We start from the raw sequence: 21,593 nt of genomic DNA, 5'->3' as shown, positions 1-21,593 counted from the left end.
ACGTCGGATCTAGAGATACTCTTAAGTCTTTAATACTTTGCGGGTATGGTACCAAGCTGCCAGGCCCATCACTGGAACTAAAAAGCCCAAACTCAGCAGCACGATCCGCAAGCCGAGGTCATCCGACCCGACGGCTTTGCTGACAGCATCCGTCAGCGGGCCAGTCAGTGCTAAAGGCAAACTGAGGGCAATGTTAATCGCATTGTTCTCCAAGCCAAAGACTTTTCCCCGCATAGATTCGGGAGTTTTTTCTTGAATCAAAGCTTGCATCGGGCCGTTAATTAAGGAAGCGCCAAAACCGAACAGAGCACTCAATCCGAATCCCAGCCAAAGCTGTCTGACAAAGGCAAACATTCCCAACACAAAACCCATCATTACGAAACCAATTAATGGCAAAGGTTTGTTGTGCATTCGATCGCCCCAGTGGCCCAAAAACGCCGCACCGAAGACCATTCCGATGCCCGCTGCAGCCAGCAAAAATCCAAATTGAGTTTCTTTGAGACCTATTTTGCCCGAAAGTGCGATCGCCAGAACTTGCAGCGCCGCAAACACCGAATACAAAATCGTCAACTGCACCATCGCGTTGCTAATCAGGCGATTGTGCTTCAAATACCGCAAACCTTCTTTAAAGTCTTGCCAAGGATGAACATTTTTGCCACTGCTACCGCCGCGATTTTCTTTAATGTGCATCAAGTAGAGCAAACCTGCTGAGATCAGGTACAACCCGCCCAGGAAAAACTCTTGAGAAGCTGGCCCGTAACTGTGTTTGAGCCAACTAAATATCGGTTCGCCGATCGTCATTCCGACAATTATCCCGCCCATTGTGGACGAGGCGAACAGAGCATTTGCCGACATCAGTCCCTCTCGCCCCACAGCCAACGGGATTGCCGCCGCCTCTGCGGGAGCAAAAAATTGCGTTACGGTAGACACTAAAAACGTGAGTACCAACAACACCACAAAAGTTTTGGGCAAAAACGGCAAAGATCCAATCAACACCGCTCGGATCGCGTTGCAGCCGATCAGCATTTGCTTTTTGGAAAAGCGGTCTACCACGATACCGGCCGCCGAACCAAAGACGATCGCCGGCAGCGTGTAGGCGATCATCACCGCTGACAGCATCGAATTTTCCGAATGTTGCCAAGAAACGGGCCAGGGTCGGTAGTCGCCTGTTTTAAGCAGAATAATCAGCAATACGTAAAAGATTTTATCCGCCACTTGGGCCAACAACTGGCCAGTCCACAAGGTGAGGAAGGGGCGATTTCTCAGTAGGGCATCAAGCCCGCTGCGGTCAGGGGGAGGGCTAGCTGGGTGCATAGGAATAGTTTAACTGACCGCTTCTGGCAATTATAGTTTTCAGCAATACGTGCAAATCTGACTTGTGCAAAGCGGAAACCGGGGAAAAATCCTGTCTCCTGCGTTCTTTTTCTGTTTTAGCAGATCGGCGACGGAGGGCTTGGGTCTTTTTCACTCTAGCGCGATCGGTCTATCCCCGAGCTCCCGCACCCCGGAAAATCCGAGAACATTGTTAAAGGTTGGCGTGCGTTCGATCGCGAGTACAACATAAGGTAGTATATTTGACAAAATACTTGCTATTGGCAGCGATCTTAAAAGATGTCACGCCGATTAAGTAATATAACGAAAGTAGTAATGTTAGGAGTGAGAAACTTGAAAAAGGTTGAAGCTATTATTCGCCCGTTTAAACTTGACGAAGTGAAAATCGCACTCGTCAATGCTGGGATTGTGGGGATGACTGTTTCTGAAGTTAGAGGTTTTGGCCGTCAAAAGGGCATGACAGAACGCTATCGTGGCTCTGAGTACACCGTTGAGTTCTTGCAAAAGCTCAAGGTCGAGATTGTTGTCGAAAACGATCAGGTTGACATGGTGGTTGATAAAATTATCGCTGCTTCCCGCACGGGCGAGATTGGCGACGGCAAGATTTTCATCTCTCCTGTAGAACAAATTATCCGCATTCGGACAGGAGAAAAGAACCTGGAAGCAATCTAATATACTGGGGCATTGGCCAAACAGGGCATTGATCGTCTGTCAATTGACCACAATAAATAAGTAAGGTTCGTAGTGCGTCCTGGCGTCCGTAGTTTCAGAGCGTCCTGGCGTCCGCACTACGAACTGTTTTTGTTATGACTTGAGTCCGCAGTCTTAGAGCGGACTGAAGTCCGCACTACGAACTAATGACTAATGACTCCATTTGTGGTAATAGAGCCTGGAATGCTCGGCCACGGTGTGAGTGCGATCGCTTAATTTCCGGTGTCATTTCCGCAAAAGTCTGTTGCTGTTGAGGCACGTAGAAAATCGGGTCATATCCGAAACCTCCCGTACCGCGAGGAGAGTGCAGGATTTCGCCGCGACAAATTCCTTCTACTTGCAGGGCAATTGTACCGTCGGGACGGGCGATCGCGATCGCACACACAAACTGCGCTCCCCGGTTTGGTTCGGTTCCCAATTCTTTGAGAAGCCGAGATATCCTGTCAGCATCGGTTTTTCCGTAGCGCGCCGAGTAAATCCCAGGTTGACCGTCGAGTGCATCTACCATTAAACCAGAATCATCGGCGATCGACCATTCACCGATCGCTTTAGCGATTTCAGAAGCTTTCAAACAAGCATTAGCAATAAAAGTCTCGCCAGTTTCCTCTATTTCCAACTCTGCCGGCTTCAGTTGCAACTCCCATCCCAAATCCTGAAGATAAACCTGCATTTCCTTAACTTTGCCGGGATTGCTGGTAGCCACAATTAGCAATTTGCGATTATTCATAATTTCGCTTAAAACTTACGCATTGATACTAACCAAGATATTGGAAAAGCTGATTTTAGCATATTAGCGCGGTCAAACTAACTTTTTCTGCTTCTGCGATCGCACGATCTTCCAAAAACTTGTAGAATTGTACAAATTGTCCGACAAAATTAATGACCAAAAAACCCTGCTCATGCCCGGGCTTTAACGTACCCGCGTTTATAATAGTTAAGTTGCCAAAATGTCGAACCATCTTATGATTTGTATGACCATTGATGACATATCTGTATTTTCCATCTCGAATTAAGTTTTGGAGATCTGTGTTTGCTTCAATCGCATACCCATAATCATCAGGCTTTAGGCGAACCATATCATTTTCCCCAAGCCCGTGACATAAAAGTGCTAAACCATGAGGTGTTGGAAATTCCCTAGTTGCAGGGAGAGAACTTAAAAATGAATGCGAAGTAACCGAAAGAGAATCTGGCTGTGTAGCATTTTTTAGATCTCGCATTTCATTTTTTAATAACCAGCGATCGTGATTCCCTGAAACTGTTAAAATTGCTTCGCGACTCAAGATATCACAGCATTGATTAGCGTCACCTAAACCATCAACAATATCTCCGACAGAAAGGATATTGTCAACATTTTGGGATCTGAGAAAATCTACGGTTTTCTCTAGCAATTGTTCCTCAGTGTGAATATCGCCGATCGCACCGATAACATTGAAGTTTTTGTTTATAATCATAGTAAAGATATCACTCATCGACGATTAAATTTTAACAGCGGACAATTAACAGCAAAAACCTAGATTGGATTTTCGTTGTCAATTGTCAACTGTCAACCATCAACTGTTTAACCTTTCTGCGCCCAATCCTTTGCCCAATTCAAGTTTTGCATCACCTCTTTCAAAGTCGCAGCTTCCGAATACAACCGCAACACCGGTTCAGTACCGCTAAACCGAATTAACAGCCAACTTCCGTCAGCTAAACGGAATTTATATCCGTCAACTTTGTTGCAATCTACTACTGCTTTGCCGGCGATTTCTGTTAATGGTTGATTTTGCAGCAGCGACAGCAAACGCGCTCTTTCTGCCATGCTTGCTAGATGCAAGTCAATGCGATCGTAAGCTGAAGTAAAATTAGTCTCTGTTTGCAGTCGGCGATAGATGTCGCTCAAATCTTCCCCGGATTTGACAACGGCTTCTAACAAATACAGCGCCGATAGCAAAGCGTCTCTTTCGGGAATGTGCGTACCGTAGCCGATTCCGCCGGATTCTTCGCCGCCGACTAGGACTTGGGTGGTTAACATTCGATCGGCTATATACTTGTAACCGATCGGCGTTTCAAACAATGGTAAGCCGTAAAGTTCGGCAATTTTGGGCATGATGTCGGAACCGCTGACTGTTTTGATGACTTCCCCGGTGAAGCCGCGCCGTTTGGCTAAGTGTTCGATTAATATAGGAACTAGGATTTGCGAACTGAGGAAGTTTCCGCTAGAGTCAACGGCTGCAATCCGATCGCTATCTCCGTCAAATACAAATCCGATCGACAAACCAGATGCTTTTCGCTGGTGAGTCCGCATGACGCGGAACAATTGCGACAGGTACCGCGGCAAAGGTTCCGGTGCACCGCCTCCAAACAGCGGATCGCGATCGCTGTTGACTTCTTGCACAGTTTCTTCTAAAATTTGTGCTAATCCGCCCGCCGCCGCGCCGTGCATTACATCTACAAATACTGTAATTTTCCCGGATGCGATCGCCCCCTTAATCGCTTCAATATCCACCATTTCCCGCAAGGTTTTGCAGTAAGCCGGCCAAGGATTGAAATTTTCCAATTTTCCGGGAGTTGCTGAAAGTGCCGCCGGATTTTCGAGTTTTGCTTCTATCTGTTGCGTAACTTCGGGCGAAACTGAACCGCCAAATCCGCCCTTGACTTTTAATCCTAAATATGCACCGGGATTGTGGCTGGCTGTCAGGACGATCGCACCTAAAGCATTTAATTGTTTGGCAGCTAAACTAAAAGCCGGAGTTGGGGCGTAGGATTCGCTGAGGAACACGTCAAATCCGGCGTTTTGGACTGCCACAGCCGCGTTTTTGGCAAAATCTTCAGCCAGAAATCGGCGGTCGTAACCGACAATTACGGTGCCGCTACTGGCATTATTACCACCGGTTTGTGCGAGAACTTGTGCTGCTAGGGGAGCTACCAACGCTACGCGATCGAATGTAAAATCGTCAGCAATGATGCCGCGCCAGCCATCTGTACCGAATTTAATAGGATTCATTTAGTCACAAGCCATAAGTCACTCGTCTATTTTATGAGCTTATTTGGCGATCGTCAGTCGATTTTAGATTTTAGATTTTAGATTTTAGATTTACTTGCAGCCTTGAATCTGGCAGCTTGAACAACACTCTAAAATTTTGGGAGCTCCATTTATGGACTGTACGTGGTACGGTACCCGTTTTGGGGCTGGTGAAAAGTCATCATTAGTCAGCAGTCATCAGCCCAATCACAACTGTCAACTGTTAACCGACAACCGACAACTGATATCAATTCCGGCTGTACCGGAATGATTTAACCGCAGAGAACGCAGAGAACGCAGAGGAAGAGAAGAGAGAGATGAATACAGGACGACACTAACGGATTTGATATGACAACTGTCAACCGACAACTGACAACTGACAACTGTCAACCGACAACTGTCAACTGTCAACTGTCAACTGTCAACTGTCAACTGTCAACTGACTAAAAGAATGCCGGTTGGTGGCGGATCAAATTCAGGAATTCTTCGCGAGTTTTTTGTTCCTCCTGAAACACGCCCAACATCGCACTCGTCACTGTCCAAGCACCGGGTTTTTGCACGCCCCGCATCGTCATGCACATATGGCTAGCTTCCATTACTACAGCCACTCCCTGTGGTTCCAATATTGTCTGAACTGCTTCGGCAATTTGGCGCGTCAAACGTTCTTGTACCTGCAATCGCCGGCTGTACATTTCGACAATTCTCGCTAGTTTGCTCAGTCCCACTACTTTTTGGTTGGGAATGTAAGCTACGTGAACTCGACCCATAAATGGCAGCATATGGTGTTCGCACATACTGAAGGCGCTGATATCTCGCACCAGTACCATTTCGTTGTGACCTTCGTCAAAGATAGCGCCGTTGAGGAGTTCTTCGAGGGATTGACTGTAACCGCTGGTGAGAAACCGCATTGCTTCTGCTACCCGCTTCGGGGTTTTGAGCAATCCTTCGCGTTCGGGATCTTCTCCTATTCCCAGCAGCATTGTCCGAACGGCTTCCATCATTTCTTCCTGACCTATTTCTGAGGCTACGGGAACGTTGGATTCTTGACCGTGGGAGGAATTGCGATCGGGTCGAGTGGCGATGCGGGGCAAGTTGTTATCGGCGGTTGCGGGCTGTTTCATGGTGTCAGTTGAGATTGAGTTTGAGCCGTTCGTACCGTTATTCGATGCAATTGTCATAAAAAGTTGGTGTGAGGATGAATCTATTTTCGATTTTCGATTTTCGATTCGGCATATACCTATCGATTTTCGATTTTCGATTTTCGATTGAGGGATAGAACGAGAGATTCAAAGATTGTTGAATTCGATAAAAATCCAGCTTTCTACAATCTCAAGTTCACAAAATTCCGGCGTTGGACATGAGCGTCATTTCTTCAATGACTGCACTTGCCGGTAACTGAACTGCGTGCAGGATTGATTGGGCGACGATTTCTGGAGTTAACATCGCGCTGCGATCGAAGTCGGCTTGCACGCTCTCTGTGTCCCACATGGGAGTGTTGACAGAACCCGGACAGATTGCTGTGACGCGAATTCCGCCAGCCCGTTCTTCGGCGGCTAATGTCTTGGACAAAGCCATGAGACCGAATTTGCTGACGCAGTAGGCTCCCCAGTTGGGGAAGGTTTGGGTGCCTGCGATCGAGGAAACGTTGATGATGATTCCCGATCGCCGATCGCGCATTCCCGGCAAAATTCCTAAAATACACTGCCAAACGCTAGTAAGATTGAGGTCTAGAACGTTCTGCCAGTCGGCTAGGGGCGTTTCGGTCAACGAGCCGGTGTAGCCCATGCCAGCGCTGTTGACCAGGATATCTACGGGGCCGAATTGAGCTGCGATCGCGCTGATGCTGCTTTGCACTTGCTCAATTTTTGCCAAGTCTAAGGGATAAGCTTCTGCTTTCACTCCGAATTCTCGGGCTGCGGCGGCAACGGCTTCTAGGTTTTCTGACTCTCGGCTAACTAAGGCCAGATTTATGCCAACGGCAGCGAACGCTAGAGCCGTCGCTTTGCCAATACCGCTGCTGGCTCCGGTAATCAGAGCCTGCTTTGTTGTTCGATCGTTCATGAGCGTGTCCTGATCGTTCCTAATTTTACGGAAAAACACGGAAATTAGTTGGCAAGTGCTACCTTGACGCCCGCGAACTACTAAACCTTTTATCCCATTGCCAAGGCATCTGGGACTACTTTTCGCATATTTTCGATCGGCAACTACCTGTCAAGTGTTGCAGTCTGTTTCGGCAAATCAGACAACTGTCTGCTGCGGGTGATAACAATTAATTATGAGAGAAACATTAAGAACTGTTAAGCCGATCTCACCTGAGAAATTATAACACTGCTGACAGATTCGCAGAACAGTCAGGTCTGAGTTATTAGTTATGAGTGTTAAGTTAAGAAATTTGTAATTCATAACGAATAACTCAAAGGAGCGATCGGCTCAAGCAACCTTTTCAGTGAACACACCGATGTCGCGGAATTTTTGATACCGGAGATCGCGCCGCTGCTGGCCGGTGAGCTGTGTCAGTTCTGCTAAGTTTTCCAACAAAGCTCCTTTGAGCATAGCCGCAGCTTTCAGGGGATTGGAGTGAGCGCCACCAACGGGTTCGGGTACTATCTGATCGAGAACGCCGAGGTTTTTCAAATCCCAGGAAGTAATTTTGAGGGCTTCGGCGGCTAAGTTGGCTTTACCGGAGTCTTTCCAGAGGATGGCCGCACAAGCTTCGGGGGTGGCTACGGTATACACGGAATGTTCTAACATTAACAGCCGCTCGCCGACGCCGATACCTAATGCGCCGCCGGAACCGCCTTCGCCGATGACAGTGCAAATAATCGGAACGTCGAGGCGAAACATTTCTCGGAGGTTGCAGGCGATCGCCTCTCCCTGTCCGAGCTGTTCGGCTTCTAAGCCCGCCCAAGCCCCCGGAGTGTCGATAAAGGTGAAAATTGGCATACTGAAGCGATCGGCGTGTTCCATCAACCGCAGGGCTTTGCGGTAGCCGCCGGGAGCTGCCATCCCGAAGTTGCGGGCGATATTGTCTTTGGTGTCGCGTCCTTTTTGATGGCCGATGATGACTGTAGGACGCCCGTCTATGCGGGCAATTCCGCCGACGAGGGCGGGGTCGTCTCCCCCGCGCCGATCGCCGTGGAGCTCGATCCACTCGTCGCTAATTGCCTGAATGTAGTCGAGGGTGCTGGGGCGGCGCGGGTGACGGGCGAGTTGCAGGCGCTGCATGGGGGACAAGCTGCTGAAAATTTCTTGTCGCAGTTGGGCGGAACGAGCTTCGAGTTTGCGAATTTCGTCGGTGACATCGACGCTGTTTTCTGCGGCAAGTTCGCGAATCTGGTGAATTCGGGTTTCGAGTTCGGCCAGTGGCTTTTCAAAATCTAGGAGTAGTGGTTTGCGGTCTGGGTTTGCCACGCTGATAATTTCTATAGGGTTTTTAACGTGAAAGTCGATCGACTGTTTCCCGATCCTACCCTGTCAGGTGTTGCTGAAAAAGAGGGTTTATCGGAAGTTTTGAATTTTGAATTGTGCTTTGCTTCGCAACCAGAGTTGAAAACCTGAGGCTTGAGCCTCGTTTTTTGCTACACTATTTTTGCTTGATCCGAGAGTTTTACCAGAAAGAATTGGTTTAAAGCCAGAACTCTTGTAGGTAGAAATTAAAATCAGACTATTCATTAATCCAATCCTCTTGCTTCCAGGTAGCTGTCAACTGCTTTCCTGTCAACTGTCAAACGATTTTGGATTGGGGAGTGAAGATTTTTGATTGTCAACTGTCCCGGCTCAACAGTCAACTCTTCCTTCTTCCCTCTTCCTTCTTCCTTCTTCCTTCGTGACAACTGTCAACTGTCAACTGTCAACTGTCAACTGTTTAAGCTACCCCTATGCCCGCCCACAGCCACAAAAGACCTAACCCTGCTGAATTGTTCCAAAGCGCAAAAAGCGATACAAGTGCGATCGAACTCAGTCCGTCGGAAGCTTTGACAGCTATTTCAGTCTTAGCTGTTGCCGCCGACGGTGAAATATCCGAAGCCGAAAGACAAACCCTTGCCGCCAATCACATTCGCTTGTTCGGCTCTTATTCTGGCGAACACTTCCAAGAACTATTTAAGAAAGTTCTGAAATTGAGCAGTCAGTACACTCCGGCCGAAGTATTTGCCGCAGCTAAAAACGCATTGAATGCTCAGCTTCGAGAAACAGCTTTTGCAATTGCCACAGATTTGGTTTTGGTAGATGGAGTTTTCACAACCGAGGAAAAAGATTTCTTAGTTGAACTTTCCCAAGCTCTCGACATCTCCGAAGCAATGGGCAAAAAAATCATCGAAGTCATGACCATCAAAAACTGCGGGGACAATTTGATGCCAGCTCAATCTATTGAATAAGTTGAGCGATAGACTACTAGATCGTGTCTGTTAAATAAACGTTAGCTGTATATTTTTGACCGAGGGGCACTCTTTGTGCTGGCTGCCAAAAACTTTTCTTCGAGTTGTGCGATCGAACACAATCTTAACTCTCAACTCTCAAAAAAAAGTTACTGGTTATTGTCAGAAAAACTTTCCTCAATAACCAATAACCTCAACAAATTACATCAAAATGACATCAAAGGTCGGAAACCGTGCTTAACGGAAATTGCGCCGATTTGCTCCATCTTTTCTACAGTAATTTGATTCCGTCCCCAAGAAAAATTGGTGTACAACTTTTCAAATTCCAGCAGCATGGATTCCGCAAAACAGGCAAATAACTGCCGGCCCGGCACATCCATATTCACAATCTTCATAATCTTCCACTCAATATCGAGGGAATGCTCGACAATCCCGCCATTGAGTACGTAAATTTCGGGATGCTGAACCTGAGTTGCCAGATTTTTCGGATAACCACCGTCAATCAACAAACAGGGTTGCTTCAATGTCTTCGGGTCAATTTCTACTCCCTTTGGCATACTGGCTACCCAGACTACAATATCCGCTTGGGGGAGAGCTTCTTCCAAATCCATGATTTTGCCTCGTCCCAATTCCGATTGCAAATCTTGCAATCGTTCTTTGTCGCGGGCAATGAGCAACAATTCTGCTACATTAGTTTTAACATTCAGCCAGCGGCAGACAGCACTGCCAATATCCCCAGTAGCACCACAAACCGCCACAGTAGCTTTTGAAAGTTCAATCCCCAATTTGGGGGCTGCTTCTTCTACTTGGCGGCAGAGGATGTAAGCCGTGTGGGTGTTACCAGTGGTGAAGCGTTCAAACTCCAACTTTAGATTGCGGATTTGCTTAATTTGCTGCAAGTTGAAGGTTTCAAAAATGATCGAAGAAAAGCCGCCTAAAGCAGTGATATTAATCCCGTTTTTTTGAGCGTGTGCCATCGCGTTAATGATTTTGCGAGTGGCTGCTTTGATCCGGCGAGTGGCTAGCATTTCTGGTAGAAAACACGACTCCACATAGCGGCCTTCTATTTTTTGCCCGGTAATGCTAGTGACAGTGATATGATCGACTATCTGGGGCGGTGCGCTGCACCAAAAATCGAGCCCTTGATCGGCATATTCTGGATAGCCCAGCTCGTTAGCTACTGATTGGGCGTGTTCTAAGCTGGTTAAGTGACCGATTAGACCAAACATTAAGTTGTCAAATGAAGGAAGAAGAAAGATGTCAGTTGACAGTTGACAGTTGACAGTTGACAGTTGACAGTTGTTAGTTGTCAGTTGTTAGTTGTTAGTTGTCTGTTGTCAGTTGTTAGTTGTCAGAAGGGAAATTAATTTTTTTTAATTTAGTTCCCGTTCTTTATTTCCAACTTTATTGGGGTACAAGACCTTGTAATGCAGAAGGAAGAAGGGAAAATTAAAAGGTTTTAATTTTTAATTTTTATCCCATTCCTTATTTCCAAATTGATTAGGCTGCGAGGCCTTGTGCTGACATCCGCATGATGTCGCGGTTGTTAAACCCTATGTTACCCAGGGCTTCGCCGTAGGCAATCATGAAGTCTTCGATTAAGGCGTCTTTTTCCATTCCCAAAACGCTAGCATCGTCTGCGACAGAGTTTAGCAGCCTCCAGATGATGGGCAGGTTTTGGCGGTTGGCGGCTTCGAGTTCAGCTTTGGATTCTTCAAAGTGAGCTTGCAGCCAGACTTCCCCAAAGTTGAGGTGGCTGTATTCTTCTTTGACGACGCCTTCGGTGATTTTGCGGGCAAAGTCATCGGCGACGGGAATGTAGATGTTGTAGGCTGCGATCGCAAAACACTCGATAATTAGTGATTGAATCAGCAAGCAAGTTACAACCTTACCTTGGGCGGATGCCGTTTGGAAGTTGCTGTGCAATTCCGAAAAGAACTCCTTGGCAAATACCATATCCGGCGTGACTTTGAGATTCCGGCCGCAAGCTTGGAAGCCTTTCATGTGGCGGTTCTCCATCTTGGACAAGCCAATTAACTCACTTTTTTTGTCAGCCAACATTTCTGCCAGTTGCAGGTAATTGTCGTGAGCTTCTTGTTCGCCTTCAATCACTATGGCGTTGATGCGGCTGTAAGCGTCTTTGTAAGTTTCGGTTTGAAAGTCAATTGTTGGGCTGGCCTCAAGCTGGGGCATAGATATGTCGTCTCCTCGTATAACCTTGTAGGATGTTTGGAAACCCCTTTAAATTTTGGGGTCGCGTGCACTACACTTTACCTATTTTCGACTAAAAATTTACGGTTGTGTGGGAATCTGGAAGGCGATCGGGTTTGAGAGCCTCACAAGCTTATTATTTTAGGTTAATTCACAAGTTTATGCGTAAATCGTGGGACAGGTCTCAAGCACTGGAACTGCTGAGTTTTATTTTGTTGCTAGTGGGGGCTGGGCTGGTGCTGCTGCCGCTGGCTGCTGTTTTTTGGGTTTCTTTATCACCATCGGGTGTGGATGTCAAGGCCACAGGTCTGACTTTTGGGAACTATCAGGAGGCTTGGCGCCGGGGTAATTTTTTGTTGGCATTTCTTAATTCTACTCTAGTGGCGATCGCAGTTACTGGTTTTCAGGTAGTGACTTCTGCTTTAGCGGGTTATGCTTTGGCGAGGCTGAAGTTTTGGGGGCGAAAAGCCTTTGTTTTGGTGGTTTTAGCGACGTTAGTGATTCCGTTTCAGCTTTTGGTGATTCCAATTTTCATGGTTTTGAAGTGGGGCCATTTGCTGAATACTTACGGGGCGCTGATTTTGCCAACGGCGGTTAACGGTTTCGGAATTTTTCTGCTGCGCCAGTATTTTCTGACAATTCCGGTGGAGTTGGAGGAGGCGGCAATGCTGGATGGGGCTAACCGCTGGCAGGTGTTGTGGCAGGTGATGCTGCCTTTGGCGCGCCCTGCTTTGGTGACGCTGTTTTTGTTTACCTTTATCGGCGAGTGGAATGATTTGTTTAAGCCGCTAGTTTTTACGACACGGCCAGAGTTGCGGACTGTGCAGTTAGTGTTGGCCGAGTTTCAGGAACAGTTTACTAGCAGTTGGCAGTTGTTGATGGCGGCGGTGGTAATTGGGACTATCCCAGTGGTGTTGCTGTTTTTGGCGGGCCAGCGGCAGTTTATTCGGGGAATTGCAGCGACGGGAATTAAGAATTGAGTTGGAAATAAAAGGCAAGCCGCAGATGCTATAGCCTTTCGAGATCCCATATTAGGTACGACTGGGCATAGGGCATAGGGAATTGGGCATACCTCACTTTTTTTGAGAACTGCTTTCGTATAGTAAACGATTTCTTGTAAATTCCTTGAAGATAGCGGTAGACATTGATACTATGTAATCAACAAAAAACCACCGTGTATGATGAATTCCAATACATTGGATACGGACTCAACTTCACGCGCCAAGAAATTCTTGCCTTTTTGGGACAAGTCATGTCAGGAGATATCGAGACAGTTGTGGTCGTCGATCGCTTTGACCTACTCGCGCCCAGGAGTTGACAGATCCATATTATCAAGTGGATCTGTCAACAGCAAAATTGCTAACTCCTGGTTCTGTGCCGAACAGACTTATCTCCCCAACCAGAAATGGTTGAAGATATCCTATGAATCATCCAGGCTGACGATTGCGGACTCTACTCCCAGCGTCAAGACAAATCTACTATCCAAAAAGATCCGAGTCTACCCGGAAACAAAACTAGCTCAGAAATGGCGGACATGGATAGCCGCAAGCAGATGGTGTTACAATCAAGCAATTGCCATTCTCAAAAATGAAAAAATCGGTAAATATGAATTGCGTAAACGCATCATGGATTCAGCGCCTGAATGGGTGTCTCAACAGCCATACAACCCGCGTCAACTAGCAGTATTTCAAGCCTGTGAAGCACACAAAGCAGCTTGTAAATCCCAAGGTACAGCCAAATTTAGAAGTTGTAAAGCTCCTACTCAAACTATTAGGTTTCAAACAGCAAACTGGAAATCAAACACATTCTATCCGCGCGAAACCAAAGGCTTGTCTTTTAAAGCGTCTGAAGCAATAGTGGAGGTAATGCAACACGAACCAACCCTTAGTATTATCAACGATCAATGGTTTATCTGCTATGCGGTTGACACTGTTGCACCGCCTCCGACTCAATCCGAATTAGCGATTGCCTTAGACCCGGGAATCAGAACATTTATGACAGGATTTGACGGTCATAATATACTGAAATTAGGCAAAAGTGATATCGGTCGCATTTATCGGTTAGCCAGACATTTAGACAAGTTAATGTCTCGGCTCGGAAAAAGCAAAGGTAGTCAGTTTAAGCGGCTGCGGTATCGATCGAGAAAAGTAGCAGCCAGGATTCGTGTTAAGATTAAGAACTTAGTTTCGGAATTGCACAATAAGGCGGCTAATTACCTAGTTAGCAAGTATAAGTTAATTTTCTTGCCAACATTTGAAACGCAGCAAATGGTAAAAAAGGGTAAGCGAAAACTTGCCACGAAGACAGCTAGAGCGATGGTAACTTTGAGTCATTATCGTTTTAAACAAACGTTGAAGCATCAAGCATCCAAGTACGGTTGTGTTGTAGTAGACGTGACAGAAGAGTACACCAGTAAGACTTGCTCAAAATGCGGTCATATCCATAGTAAGTTGGGCGGCTTAAAAACGTTTAAATGTCCCGAATGCGGACACACTCTGGACAGGGATTTAAACGGCGCTTTCAATATTCTGTTGAAAGCTTTGAGGGATACCTCCATGTCTGGTAAGCTGCAAGCTTTCCAGATTATGCCATACACAGTAGATTTGGGTGGATTCCTAGATTTACCGGGTTAAATGTATCTGCTATAGATTAATGCAGATAATTTCTAGATACTTGGAGACTTTGGCGAGACTTTCTCTATAATTTCAGTTAGGGCTACCGCCGTGCAATATAAAATTATCCAGTAAATGAAATCTATGCAGAATCTGCAAAAGCTGGGTTGGTTTTTATTTATTGCATCTTTTTTGCCCTGGCTGGCAATCTTGTTTGTTGTACCATTCCTACCGCTGAGCATCGCCGAAAAAACACAAATAGATGTTGTTTTAGCTGTGCTAGCCGAAGTTTGTTTTTGGCTGAGCGTGGTAATTTTGGGGAAAGAAGTAGTTACCAAATATCGGCGTTATTTGAATCCGCGCTATCTTTGGAACAAAATCAGAAATTTTAACCGCAGATAAACAGGGATTGACGCAGATTTGGTTCGTAGTGAGGACTTTAGTCCGCATTTGGAGAGGACTAAAGTCCTCACTAGGAACCCAGGTCAAGGTTGAGCTATTCGCTAATAATTTGCAAGCGAATCAGATTTGGTTCGTAGTGAGGACTTTAGTCCGCATTTGGAGAGGACTAAAGTCCTCACTAGGAACCCAGGTCAAGGTTGAGCTATTCGCTAATAATTTGCAAGCGAATCAGATTTGGTTCGTAGTGAGGACTTTAGTCCGCATTTGGAGAGGACTAAAGTCCTCACTAGGAACCCAGGTCAAGGTTGAGCTATTCGCTGATAATTTGCAAGCGAATCAGATTTGGTTCGTAGTGAGGACTTTAGTCCGCATTTGGAGAGGACTAAAGTCCTCACTACGAACCCAGGTCAAGGTTGAGCTATTCGCTGATAATTTGCAAGCGAATCGAGCGTTCTCCATCGCCGAAATCCACTTCAATCTTTTCTCCCGAAAGACTGTCCAAGCATCCCAAAAGTAAGCGTAAATTTGGTGTGCTTGCTCCTGTATCCACGTACAATCTATCTGCCAAACTTCCTAAACGCTTCCAAACAGTGTAGAGTTTGACTACAGTTTGTTCTAGCAAGGCAGCTTGTTTGACAACATCGGCGGTGGTTCCCAAACAGCCGACTCGCAAAGATTCTTCCAAAGCCATTTCCATGTCTAGGTGAGACTGGTTGAGAGCTTGGACTTGGGCGGCCGCATCGAGATATTTCGATAAATTCTTGGCGTCGGAAGTTAGCTGTTTGACAGTATCTACGTCGGGATTTTCTGCTACTTCTTTTTGAATTTCGCTTTGGTGAGATGGGGAGAGTTTCTCCATTTCCTTGACTAAAGGAGCCAGATAGCGGGAAGGAAGAGAACCGCTAGATGCTTTTTCTTTGACTTCTTCTGGCAATAAATCGGAGTTCATTGCCATCCATTCATCGGATAGTTGTTTGACTTCGCGGCGGGTAATGCGATCGCCCTTTCCTGCCGCATCTGTTACCATTTGCTGTACTTCTGGAGATGCTTTAGCCGTTTCTACAAAGGCTCTTTTGCTGAAGTTCCTAATGGATTCTGGGTCTAAATCTCCTTGTTCGATTAGAGTATCGGCACTTTTAGCTAATTCTATCAATGAATAGGCTTGACTTTTGCTGATTTCTCTTTCTTTTAGCCAATTCAAGAAGCCGGTACCGCGTCCGTCGCCGCCTTTTTTTTCTCTATCTCTGACTGTGCGGAGAATTTGTCCGCGCCAGATGTCGGTTTGTAAGTCGAAACGATCGCACACTTTCCAGGCATTGTCAACCTGATTGTCAAAATCGAAGTCTGGTATTTGTTCGTCTTCGGGATCTGGTAATTGGAAATTGATATCTGTCAAGCCTCTGAGGGCTTCGGCAAGTTCTGTGGGAGATTGGGGGACTTCAGCCATTAGGGGAAAATTGTGTAGAGCGACAGCCGGTTTAATTGGGAATTTGCACAAATTAAGATTTGAGACGCTACCCGTAGTAGTAATGCGGGCAAGGGTGACACTACTGATAGAGTGTTTGTGCAAGTCATATCATTATTGCATGGCGGGGGGCGATCGGCGAAAAGATATAGCAGAAGCAAGTTCGGCCTTACTCGCAATGTACGGGATTTAACGCATGGGATCTCGGTAACGACGCAGGCGGCATTTAACGGATGGGAGTATGCTCGTCAAGATGACTATAATTTAGGTAGCTGAAAACTCAGATTAATGTATGCCTGCTAAAGATATCTACCACAACCAAGTTAAAAATGCCTTACTGAAAGACGGTTGGACAATTACGGCCGATCCATACTTTATTAAATATGAGGATGCCGAGTTATATGCGGATTTAGCAGCAGAAAAGCCGATCGCAGCACAACGTCAGGGACAAAAGATAGTTGTTGAAATTAAGAGCTTTGTTGGGCGATCGCTAATGTATGATTTCCACGGCGCACTCGGTCAATATATGGTCTACAGAAATCTGATTCAACTCACAGAGCCAGAATACAAGCTGTATTTAGCAATTGACGATGTTGTCTATAAAAACTTTTTTCAACGCAAATCGATACAATTAATTACTAAGGAAAATAAGCTTTTGTTAATGGTAGTTGAAATGGAAAAGGAGGAAATCCTGCAATGGATCAACTAAAATACTATCGGAGTACGATCGAAAAAATATTGACTGAATATTATGAACTCGGCGTCAAGGGACTGATGGCGCTAGATGAATTAGAGACAGACAGCCGCCTTGCATTTGACGAAGAACGAGATCAATATCTGTGGTTTCGCTCTGGTTGGGAGGGAAAAAAACGGATCTGCCACATTACGATGTATCTTCGTATTAAAGATGGCAAAATTTGGGTTGAAGAAGATTGGACGGATTTGTGTATAGTTGATGATTTAGTGGCAGCAGGAATTCCTAAAAGCGATATTGTTTTAGGGTTTCACGCTCCTTATAAACGGAAATTTACGGAGTTTGCGGTTGGTTGATGCCATAAGTGCGATCGTCCGAGAGGAGAATCTGCGGGGCGATCGCTATCTTCTGATGCTAGAATTGAACACAGTAGCTAAAGGGAAAATGTCATGTCAGAACAAGACATCGCTAAGATCGTGACGATCGAACCGGGGAAGCGTGGTGGCAAACCCTGTATTCGTGGCATGAGAATTACGGTTTATGACGTGTTGGAATATCTGGCATCTGGGATGACTTATCAAGAAATTCTGGATGATTTTCCCTATCTCACGCAACAGGATATTTTAGCTTGTTTGAGTTTTGCTTAAGAGGTAAGTATGTCAACAACTGCGATCCACATTGGCACGCTGGTTGTCAGTACGCCTGAAACCTGTGGAGGGCGGCCCCGAATTGCGGGAACCAGAATTTCTATCGCTCAAATTGCCGTTTGGAATCAACAAGGACTGAGTGTAGAAGAAATACTCGAAGAGATTCCGTATTTAAACTTGGCGCAAGTCTATGCAGCCTTATCTTACTATCATGCTAATCGCAATGAAATAGAGGCAGATTTAGCAGCGGAATTAGCTGAATATCAGCGATTGCAAGCCGAACATAGGGCAGGCTAGCTTTAATAAAATTTACATTGGGGCTCAGAAACCGGGTTTTTTACGAAAAGACACGTTGCAGCCCGCAGATTCAGAAAAACCCGGTTTCTTTGTCGGAGTGCGTAAGTCCTGTTTGATCTGCCAGATTCGTTGTTAAAATAAAATTTTGTCAGGGTCATCGCCACAGCATCGCAATGAAAAAATAGCCACTATCTCCCTGCGTAAAGTCATGCCCCAAGACTTCTCCGGTAAAAATCTCCGAGGCCGCAACTTCAAAGGTCAAAACCTCACAGGTGCAAAATTCATCGGTGCAGACATCCGAGGCGCAAACTTCACCAATGCCATCCTCAAAGAAGCTGACTTCACCCGTGCCAAAGCAGGGCTCCAACGTCGCTGGACAATTTTTCTAGTAACTATCTCGCTATTTCTATCGGCAATATCAGGATTGATATTAATCCTTGCTAGTTTTTGGGTAGCATTTTTTTTCACCTCAGATAACATCAAACAATACACCATTTTTCCCAGTGTAGTTGTGTTGATAGTTTTGGCAATCTTATTTATAGCTACTATCCGCCAAGGTCTAGGGGCAGCGGCAGCAGCAGTGCCAGCGACAGCCGCAGGGGCAGCGGCAGTGGCAGTGGCAGCCACAGGGACAGGGACAGGGGCAGCAGTAGTGACAGGGGCAGTGGCCGGGGCCGGGGCAGCGGCAGTGACAGCGGCAATGGCAGTGGTGGCAGTAGCAGTGGCCGGGGCAGTGGCTGGGGCAGTAGCCGGAGCAGTGGCAGTGGCAGTGGCAGTCGCAATGGCAGTCGCAGTGGCAGTCGTAGGGGCAGCGGCGGTGACAGTGCCAGTCGCAGGGGCAGTCGCAGTCGCAGTCGCAGTGGCAGTGGTAGCACTAGGTATTTACGTTGCTTGGCGTGCGCTGGCGGGGGATGAGAAACAGGCCTTGATTCGCACCGTTGCCATTGTCTTTGCCGCTACGGGTGGCACTAGCTTTCGCAATGCCGATTTAACTGATGCCAATTTCACTGAAGCAACCCTCAAAAGTACAGATTTTAGAACAGCCAATCTCACTCGCACTTGCTTCCGCAATACAGAAAAACTCGATCGCGCGCGAGTCGGTAATTCGATATTAGCTGATACCCGCATCCGAGAATTACTCATCACTAGCAATGGCTACAAAAAATCCTATGTTGGTGCGAATCTCCAAGGAGCAAACTTGACAGGCGTTAATCTCAATGAGGCTAATCTCAAGCAGGCTAACATCAGCGAAGCAACTTTGCATCAAGCTAATTTGGAATGGGCAAACCTCACTGAAACTCAAGCTTTGGCAACAGATTTTACAGCAGCTTATTTTACAGGTGCTTGTTTGGAAGCTTGGAACATTGACGCTAATACAAAGCTCGATCGCGTTGATTGTCGGTTTGTTTATCGCTTGGAAAATCCCAAACCGGGGACTGACGATCGCGAACGCTGCCCCAGCAGTGGCGAATTTGCACCAGGACAATTTACCAAACTGTTTGAGAAGGTTTTGAATACCATCGATCTAATTTTTCGCAACGGCATTGACTGGAAAGCGTTTGGTACTGTATTCAACCAATTGCAAGTGGAAAATGAAGGCATGAAACTTAATATTAAGGGTATGGAAGATAAAGGCGATGGAGTCATTGTTGTCAAAGTTAGCGTACCACCAGATGCTAATAAGGAGCATATTCATAGAAATTTTACACAACGTTATGAACTCATGGCGGTAAGATTAGAAGAGACAGACAAGCGTATAACTTTTCTTGAAGGACTCGCTATACAACAGGCTGCTAAACCTGTTACCATAGAAGTTAAAGCTACAGCAGAGAGTAACTCCACGGGAAATAAAAGCAGTAACCTCAATGTGGCTAGAGATGCGATCGGGTCAACGTTGAATATAGGTAATATAGAAGGTACAGTTACCAACACGAATAACGAATAGCTAGAGTCTACTCAACAATTAGATAATTTAGGCAAAGACATAAATTAGAAATCGCTGTTAAAAATAATAAATTCCAAGACAGTCGCGAACAAATCGCATATTTAAGAAAACTTAATATGGCTTTCGTAGAAAGAGTAATCTATAATAATATAAAAGTGAAATCTACATAAGAGAGTAAAGCTATGAGTGACAGCAGCAAAAATATTCAGGTTGGGGGAGACTTTATTGCTGGGTTCGCTGGGCATACTATTTGGTCAACATTGAACATAGACGAGATCAGCGGTATACTTACCAACACGATTAACCAGCTACCAGCCTCTCTTCAAAGTGACAAGCCGGGAATCAAAGAATTGTTGACTGAGTTACAAAGCGCGATCGAGGCTGAAACTGATTTATCTGATGATGATAAAGCTGAAGCATTGGAACAGGTAAAAACTTTGGCTGAAGTAGGGAAAAATCCCCAAAAAAGCACAATGCAAAAGGCGGGGAAAACCGCAATGAAAATTCTGAAAGGCATTATTGCTAGTTTACCTAGTGCGGCGACTTTGGTAGAAGCTTGCAGTAAATTGTTGCCTGCGATTGAAACTTTTGATGAGTCCGCATCCTTGCAGTTAGATGAAATCAGCAGCAAACTTACCACTAATCTTAATCAGTTACCTAACTCACCTGGGCTGTTTCAATTAGTGATAGATCAATTGTTGAAATACTACCAACTTTCAATAAAAGCAGTCGAAGAAAGATATCAAGCCGAACTCAAAGCAAAAGATGCTCAAATAGAGACGTATCGTGAGGAAATAGCTTTTTTGAGAGAACTGACTGTCAAGTTGGCTAAAAATCCGATCGTGATTAATTCCAGCCAAGACAACAAGCCAGAATAAATTTCTTTTTAGTTTATGTCAAATGAGGAAGCACTGGCTCGGCTGAAACAAAAGTGTGAAGCAAAAATTAGAGAATTAAGGCAAAAACACAAATTAGAAATCGCTGCTAAAGACAAGGAAATTCAAGACTATCTCCAAGAAATCGCTGCTAAAGACAAGGAAATTCAAGACTATCTCCAAGCAGTCGCTGCTAAAGACAAGGAAATTCAAGACTGTCGCCAAGCAATCGATGCTAAAAACAGTAAAATTCAAGACTGTCGCCAAGCAATCGCTGTTAAAGACAGTAAAATTCAAGACTATCGCGAACAAATCGCATATTTAAGAAAACTTAGTATGGCTTCCGCAGAAAGAGTAATCTATAATAATATAGAAGTGAACACCACATCAGAAAGTAAATCTATGACTGACAGTAGCAGCAAAAATATCAATGTTGGGGGAAATGTTACTGGATCAACATTGAACATAGGCGAGATCAGCGGTACAGTTACCAACGCGATCGGCCAGCTACCAGCCTCTCTTCAAAGCGACCAACCGGAAATCAAAGAATTGTTGACTGAGTTACAAAGCGCGATCGAAGCTGACACTAATTTATCTGATGATGATAAAGCTGAAGCCTTGGAACAGGTAAAAACTTTGGCAGAAGTAGGGCAAAATCCCCAAGAAAGCACAATGCAAAAGGCGGGGAAAACGGCAATGAAGATTCTCAAAGGGACTATTGCTAGTTTACCGAGTGCGGCGACGTTGGTGGAAGCTTGCAGTAAATTGTTGCCCGCGATCGCCAGTCTCTTACTTTTACCCTAAAATTATTCATAAATTCAGACATAAGTTACACACTTCGACCAAAGAAACCGGGTTTTTTCCCAAATCTGCGTGCTTTAACGCGTATTCTCGAAAAAACCCGGTTTCTGAAGACTCGGGCGCGCTGGGACTAAAGAAACCGGGTTTTTTGCCAAATCTGCGAATCACAACGCGTCTTCTCGAAAAAACCCGGTTTCTAGGCCCGATGCGTAAGCCCTAAA

General features: G+C 45.7%; 24 protein-coding genes. 13 read left to right on the top strand and 11 right to left on the bottom strand.

Going from position 1 to position 21,593, the window contains the following annotated elements; genetic code table 11:
• Positions 1–21: 21 nt before the first annotated feature.
• The gene (locus QZW82_RS00210) at positions 22–1,314 is read right to left on the bottom strand and encodes an MFS transporter (RefSeq protein ID WP_293142623.1); all 1,293 of its coding nucleotides are present in this window, start codon (positions 1,312–1,314) and stop codon (positions 22–24) included.
• 351 nt (positions 1,315–1,665) lie between these two features.
• Between QZW82_RS00210 and QZW82_RS00205 the strand changes: the two genes are divergently transcribed.
• Positions 1,666–2,004, top strand: coding sequence for a P-II family nitrogen regulator (locus QZW82_RS00205; protein WP_006633346.1), 339 nt, complete (start codon positions 1,666–1,668; stop codon positions 2,002–2,004).
• A 175-nt stretch (positions 2,005–2,179) separates the two neighbouring features.
• Here the strand turns inward: QZW82_RS00205 and rdgB are convergent, their stop codons facing one another.
• From rdgB to QZW82_RS00190, 3 genes are all read right to left on the bottom strand, one after another.
• The gene (gene rdgB, locus QZW82_RS00200) at positions 2,180–2,770 is read right to left on the bottom strand and encodes an RdgB/HAM1 family non-canonical purine NTP pyrophosphatase (RefSeq protein WP_293142620.1); all 591 of its coding nucleotides are present in this window, start codon (positions 2,768–2,770) and stop codon (positions 2,180–2,182) included.
• Positions 2,771–2,825: 55 nt separating this feature from the next.
• Complete coding sequence (locus tag QZW82_RS00195; RefSeq protein WP_293142617.1) at positions 2,826–3,512, bottom strand: metallophosphoesterase family protein; 687 nt, start codon at positions 3,510–3,512, stop codon at positions 2,826–2,828.
• A gap of 89 nt (positions 3,513–3,601) precedes the next feature.
• On the bottom strand, positions 3,602–5,029 hold the full coding sequence (locus tag QZW82_RS00190) for a phosphoglucomutase/phosphomannomutase family protein (protein WP_293142614.1): 1,428 nt from the start codon (positions 5,027–5,029) through the stop codon (positions 3,602–3,604).
• A 151-nt stretch (positions 5,030–5,180) separates the two neighbouring features.
• Between QZW82_RS00190 and QZW82_RS00185 the strand changes: the two genes are divergently transcribed.
• Positions 5,181–5,318, top strand: a complete 138-nt coding sequence (locus QZW82_RS00185) for a hypothetical protein (protein ID WP_293142611.1) — start codon at positions 5,181–5,183, stop codon at positions 5,316–5,318.
• Between the two features lie 172 nt (positions 5,319–5,490).
• On the opposite strand, the gene folE is transcribed toward QZW82_RS00185, so the two are convergent.
• From folE to QZW82_RS00165, 4 genes are all read right to left on the bottom strand, one after another.
• Positions 5,491–6,225 (bottom strand): GTP cyclohydrolase I FolE, encoded by a 735-nt coding sequence (gene folE / locus QZW82_RS00180; protein ID WP_293142608.1) that lies wholly within the window; start codon positions 6,223–6,225, stop codon positions 5,491–5,493.
• 157 nt (positions 6,226–6,382) lie between these two features.
• Positions 6,383–7,108, bottom strand: a complete 726-nt coding sequence (locus tag QZW82_RS00175; protein ID WP_293142605.1) for an SDR family oxidoreductase — start codon at positions 7,106–7,108, stop codon at positions 6,383–6,385.
• Between the two features lie 369 nt (positions 7,109–7,477).
• Positions 7,478–8,458 (bottom strand): acetyl-CoA carboxylase carboxyl transferase subunit alpha, encoded by a 981-nt coding sequence (gene accA, locus QZW82_RS00170; protein ID WP_293142602.1) that lies wholly within the window; start codon positions 8,456–8,458, stop codon positions 7,478–7,480.
• 260 nt (positions 8,459–8,718) lie between these two features.
• Complete coding sequence (locus tag QZW82_RS00165; RefSeq protein ID WP_293142599.1) at positions 8,719–8,880, bottom strand: hypothetical protein; 162 nt, start codon at positions 8,878–8,880, stop codon at positions 8,719–8,721.
• A gap of 45 nt (positions 8,881–8,925) precedes the next feature.
• On the opposite strand from QZW82_RS00165, the gene QZW82_RS00160 reads away from it, so the two are divergent.
• A complete protein-coding gene (locus QZW82_RS00160; RefSeq protein WP_293142596.1) occupies positions 8,926–9,423 on the top strand; it encodes a tellurite resistance TerB family protein in 498 nt (165 codons plus the stop codon).
• Between the two features lie 206 nt (positions 9,424–9,629).
• Here the strand turns inward: QZW82_RS00160 and QZW82_RS00155 are convergent, their stop codons facing one another.
• Together QZW82_RS00155 and QZW82_RS00150 are read right to left on the bottom strand one after the other, a co-directional pair.
• On the bottom strand, positions 9,630–10,652 hold the full coding sequence (locus QZW82_RS00155; protein WP_293142593.1) for a long-chain acyl-[acyl-carrier-protein] reductase: 1,023 nt from the start codon (positions 10,650–10,652) through the stop codon (positions 9,630–9,632).
• Positions 10,653–10,923: 271 nt separating this feature from the next.
• Positions 10,924–11,616, bottom strand: a complete 693-nt coding sequence (locus QZW82_RS00150; protein ID WP_293142590.1) for an aldehyde oxygenase (deformylating) — start codon at positions 11,614–11,616, stop codon at positions 10,924–10,926.
• A 179-nt stretch (positions 11,617–11,795) separates the two neighbouring features.
• Between QZW82_RS00150 and QZW82_RS00145 the strand changes: the two genes are divergently transcribed.
• The 3 genes from QZW82_RS00145 to QZW82_RS00135 all read left to right on the top strand — a co-directional run bounded on the left by QZW82_RS00145 (position 11,796) and on the right by QZW82_RS00135 (position 14,648).
• Positions 11,796–12,614, top strand: a complete 819-nt coding sequence (locus QZW82_RS00145) for a carbohydrate ABC transporter permease (RefSeq protein ID WP_293142587.1) — start codon at positions 11,796–11,798, stop codon at positions 12,612–12,614.
• 198 nt (positions 12,615–12,812) lie between these two features.
• Positions 12,813–14,267: a transposase gene (locus QZW82_RS00140; RefSeq protein ID WP_293142584.1), complete on the top strand. Its 1,455-nt coding sequence runs from the start codon at positions 12,813–12,815 to the stop codon at positions 14,265–14,267.
• Positions 14,268–14,390: 123 nt separating this feature from the next.
• Positions 14,391–14,648 (top strand): transporter suffix domain-containing protein, encoded by a 258-nt coding sequence (locus tag QZW82_RS00135; RefSeq protein WP_293142581.1) that lies wholly within the window; start codon positions 14,391–14,393, stop codon positions 14,646–14,648.
• A gap of 418 nt (positions 14,649–15,066) precedes the next feature.
• Here QZW82_RS00135 and QZW82_RS00130 read toward each other — a convergent pair whose 3' ends face one another.
• Positions 15,067–16,095 carry a hypothetical protein gene (locus QZW82_RS00130; RefSeq protein WP_293142578.1) on the bottom strand — a complete coding sequence of 343 codons (1,029 nt, stop codon included), beginning with the start codon at positions 16,093–16,095 and terminating at the stop codon, positions 15,067–15,069.
• Between the two features lie 310 nt (positions 16,096–16,405).
• On the opposite strand from QZW82_RS00130, the gene QZW82_RS00125 reads away from it, so the two are divergent.
• The 7 genes from QZW82_RS00125 to QZW82_RS00095 all read left to right on the top strand — a co-directional run bounded on the left by QZW82_RS00125 (position 16,406) and on the right by QZW82_RS00095 (position 21,375).
• The gene (locus QZW82_RS00125; protein ID WP_293142574.1) at positions 16,406–16,822 is read left to right on the top strand and encodes a XisH family protein; all 417 of its coding nucleotides are present in this window, start codon (positions 16,406–16,408) and stop codon (positions 16,820–16,822) included.
• Complete coding sequence (locus QZW82_RS00120) at positions 16,810–17,163, top strand: XisI protein (protein WP_293142571.1); 354 nt, start codon at positions 16,810–16,812, stop codon at positions 17,161–17,163. Before QZW82_RS00125 ends, QZW82_RS00120 begins: the two co-directional genes overlap by 13 nt.
• A gap of 93 nt (positions 17,164–17,256) precedes the next feature.
• Positions 17,257–17,454 (top strand): DUF433 domain-containing protein, encoded by a 198-nt coding sequence (locus QZW82_RS00115; RefSeq protein WP_293142568.1) that lies wholly within the window; start codon positions 17,257–17,259, stop codon positions 17,452–17,454.
• 9 nt (positions 17,455–17,463) lie between these two features.
• Complete coding sequence (locus tag QZW82_RS00110) at positions 17,464–17,751, top strand: DUF433 domain-containing protein (RefSeq protein ID WP_293142565.1); 288 nt, start codon at positions 17,464–17,466, stop codon at positions 17,749–17,751.
• Between the two features lie 145 nt (positions 17,752–17,896).
• Positions 17,897–19,696, top strand: a complete 1,800-nt coding sequence (locus QZW82_RS00105; RefSeq protein WP_293142562.1) for a pentapeptide repeat-containing protein — start codon at positions 17,897–17,899, stop codon at positions 19,694–19,696.
• 182 nt (positions 19,697–19,878) lie between these two features.
• Complete coding sequence (locus QZW82_RS00100) at positions 19,879–20,574, top strand: hypothetical protein (protein ID WP_293142559.1); 696 nt, start codon at positions 19,879–19,881, stop codon at positions 20,572–20,574.
• A 15-nt stretch (positions 20,575–20,589) separates the two neighbouring features.
• Positions 20,590–21,375, top strand: a complete 786-nt coding sequence (locus QZW82_RS00095) for a hypothetical protein (protein ID WP_293142556.1) — start codon at positions 20,590–20,592, stop codon at positions 21,373–21,375.
• The last annotated feature ends 218 nt before the right edge of the window (positions 21,376–21,593 follow it).

This window comes from Microcoleus sp. bin48.metabat.b7b8b9.023, from assembly GCF_013299185.1.
Taxonomy (GTDB): domain Bacteria; phylum Cyanobacteriota; class Cyanobacteriia; order Cyanobacteriales; family Microcoleaceae; genus Microcoleus.
The sequence above is the reverse complement of the archived record's forward strand: the minus strand, read 5'-3'. Positions and strand labels throughout refer to the sequence as shown.

Excerpts from the sequence above, each read along its gene's own strand:
- QZW82_RS00210 (WP_293142623.1), bottom strand. The coding sequence starts at position 1,314 with ATGCACCCAGCTAGCCCTCCCCCTGACCGCAGCGGGCTTGATGCCCTA.
- rdgB (WP_293142620.1), bottom strand. The coding sequence starts at position 2,770 with ATGAATAATCGCAAATTGCTAATTGTGGCTACCAGCAATCCCGGCAAA.
- QZW82_RS00195 (WP_293142617.1), bottom strand. The coding sequence starts at position 3,512 with ATGAGTGATATCTTTACTATGATTATAAACAAAAACTTCAATGTTATC.
- QZW82_RS00190 (WP_293142614.1), bottom strand. The coding sequence starts at position 5,029 with ATGAATCCTATTAAATTCGGTACAGATGGCTGGCGCGGCATCATTGCT.
- QZW82_RS00185 (WP_293142611.1), top strand. The coding sequence starts at position 5,181 with ATGGACTGTACGTGGTACGGTACCCGTTTTGGGGCTGGTGAAAAGTCA.
- folE (WP_293142608.1), bottom strand. The coding sequence starts at position 6,225 with ATGACAATTGCATCGAATAACGGTACGAACGGCTCAAACTCAATCTCA.
- QZW82_RS00175 (WP_293142605.1), bottom strand. The coding sequence starts at position 7,108 with ATGAACGATCGAACAACAAAGCAGGCTCTGATTACCGGAGCCAGCAGC.
- QZW82_RS00160 (WP_293142596.1), top strand. The coding sequence starts at position 8,926 with ATGCCCGCCCACAGCCACAAAAGACCTAACCCTGCTGAATTGTTCCAA.
- QZW82_RS00155 (WP_293142593.1), bottom strand. The coding sequence starts at position 10,652 with ATGTTTGGTCTAATCGGTCACTTAACCAGCTTAGAACACGCCCAATCA.
- QZW82_RS00150 (WP_293142590.1), bottom strand. The coding sequence starts at position 11,616 with ATGCCCCAGCTTGAGGCCAGCCCAACAATTGACTTTCAAACCGAAACT.
- QZW82_RS00145 (WP_293142587.1), top strand. The coding sequence starts at position 11,796 with ATGCGTAAATCGTGGGACAGGTCTCAAGCACTGGAACTGCTGAGTTTT.
- QZW82_RS00140 (WP_293142584.1), top strand. The coding sequence starts at position 12,813 with ATGATGAATTCCAATACATTGGATACGGACTCAACTTCACGCGCCAAG.
- QZW82_RS00135 (WP_293142581.1), top strand. The coding sequence starts at position 14,391 with ATGCAGAATCTGCAAAAGCTGGGTTGGTTTTTATTTATTGCATCTTTT.
- QZW82_RS00130 (WP_293142578.1), bottom strand. The coding sequence starts at position 16,095 with ATGGCTGAAGTCCCCCAATCTCCCACAGAACTTGCCGAAGCCCTCAGA.
- QZW82_RS00125 (WP_293142574.1), top strand. The coding sequence starts at position 16,406 with ATGCCTGCTAAAGATATCTACCACAACCAAGTTAAAAATGCCTTACTG.
- QZW82_RS00120 (WP_293142571.1), top strand. The coding sequence starts at position 16,810 with ATGGATCAACTAAAATACTATCGGAGTACGATCGAAAAAATATTGACT.
- QZW82_RS00115 (WP_293142568.1), top strand. The coding sequence starts at position 17,257 with ATGTCAGAACAAGACATCGCTAAGATCGTGACGATCGAACCGGGGAAG.
- QZW82_RS00110 (WP_293142565.1), top strand. The coding sequence starts at position 17,464 with ATGTCAACAACTGCGATCCACATTGGCACGCTGGTTGTCAGTACGCCT.
- QZW82_RS00100 (WP_293142559.1), top strand. The coding sequence starts at position 19,879 with ATGAGTGACAGCAGCAAAAATATTCAGGTTGGGGGAGACTTTATTGCT.
- QZW82_RS00095 (WP_293142556.1), top strand. The coding sequence starts at position 20,590 with ATGTCAAATGAGGAAGCACTGGCTCGGCTGAAACAAAAGTGTGAAGCA.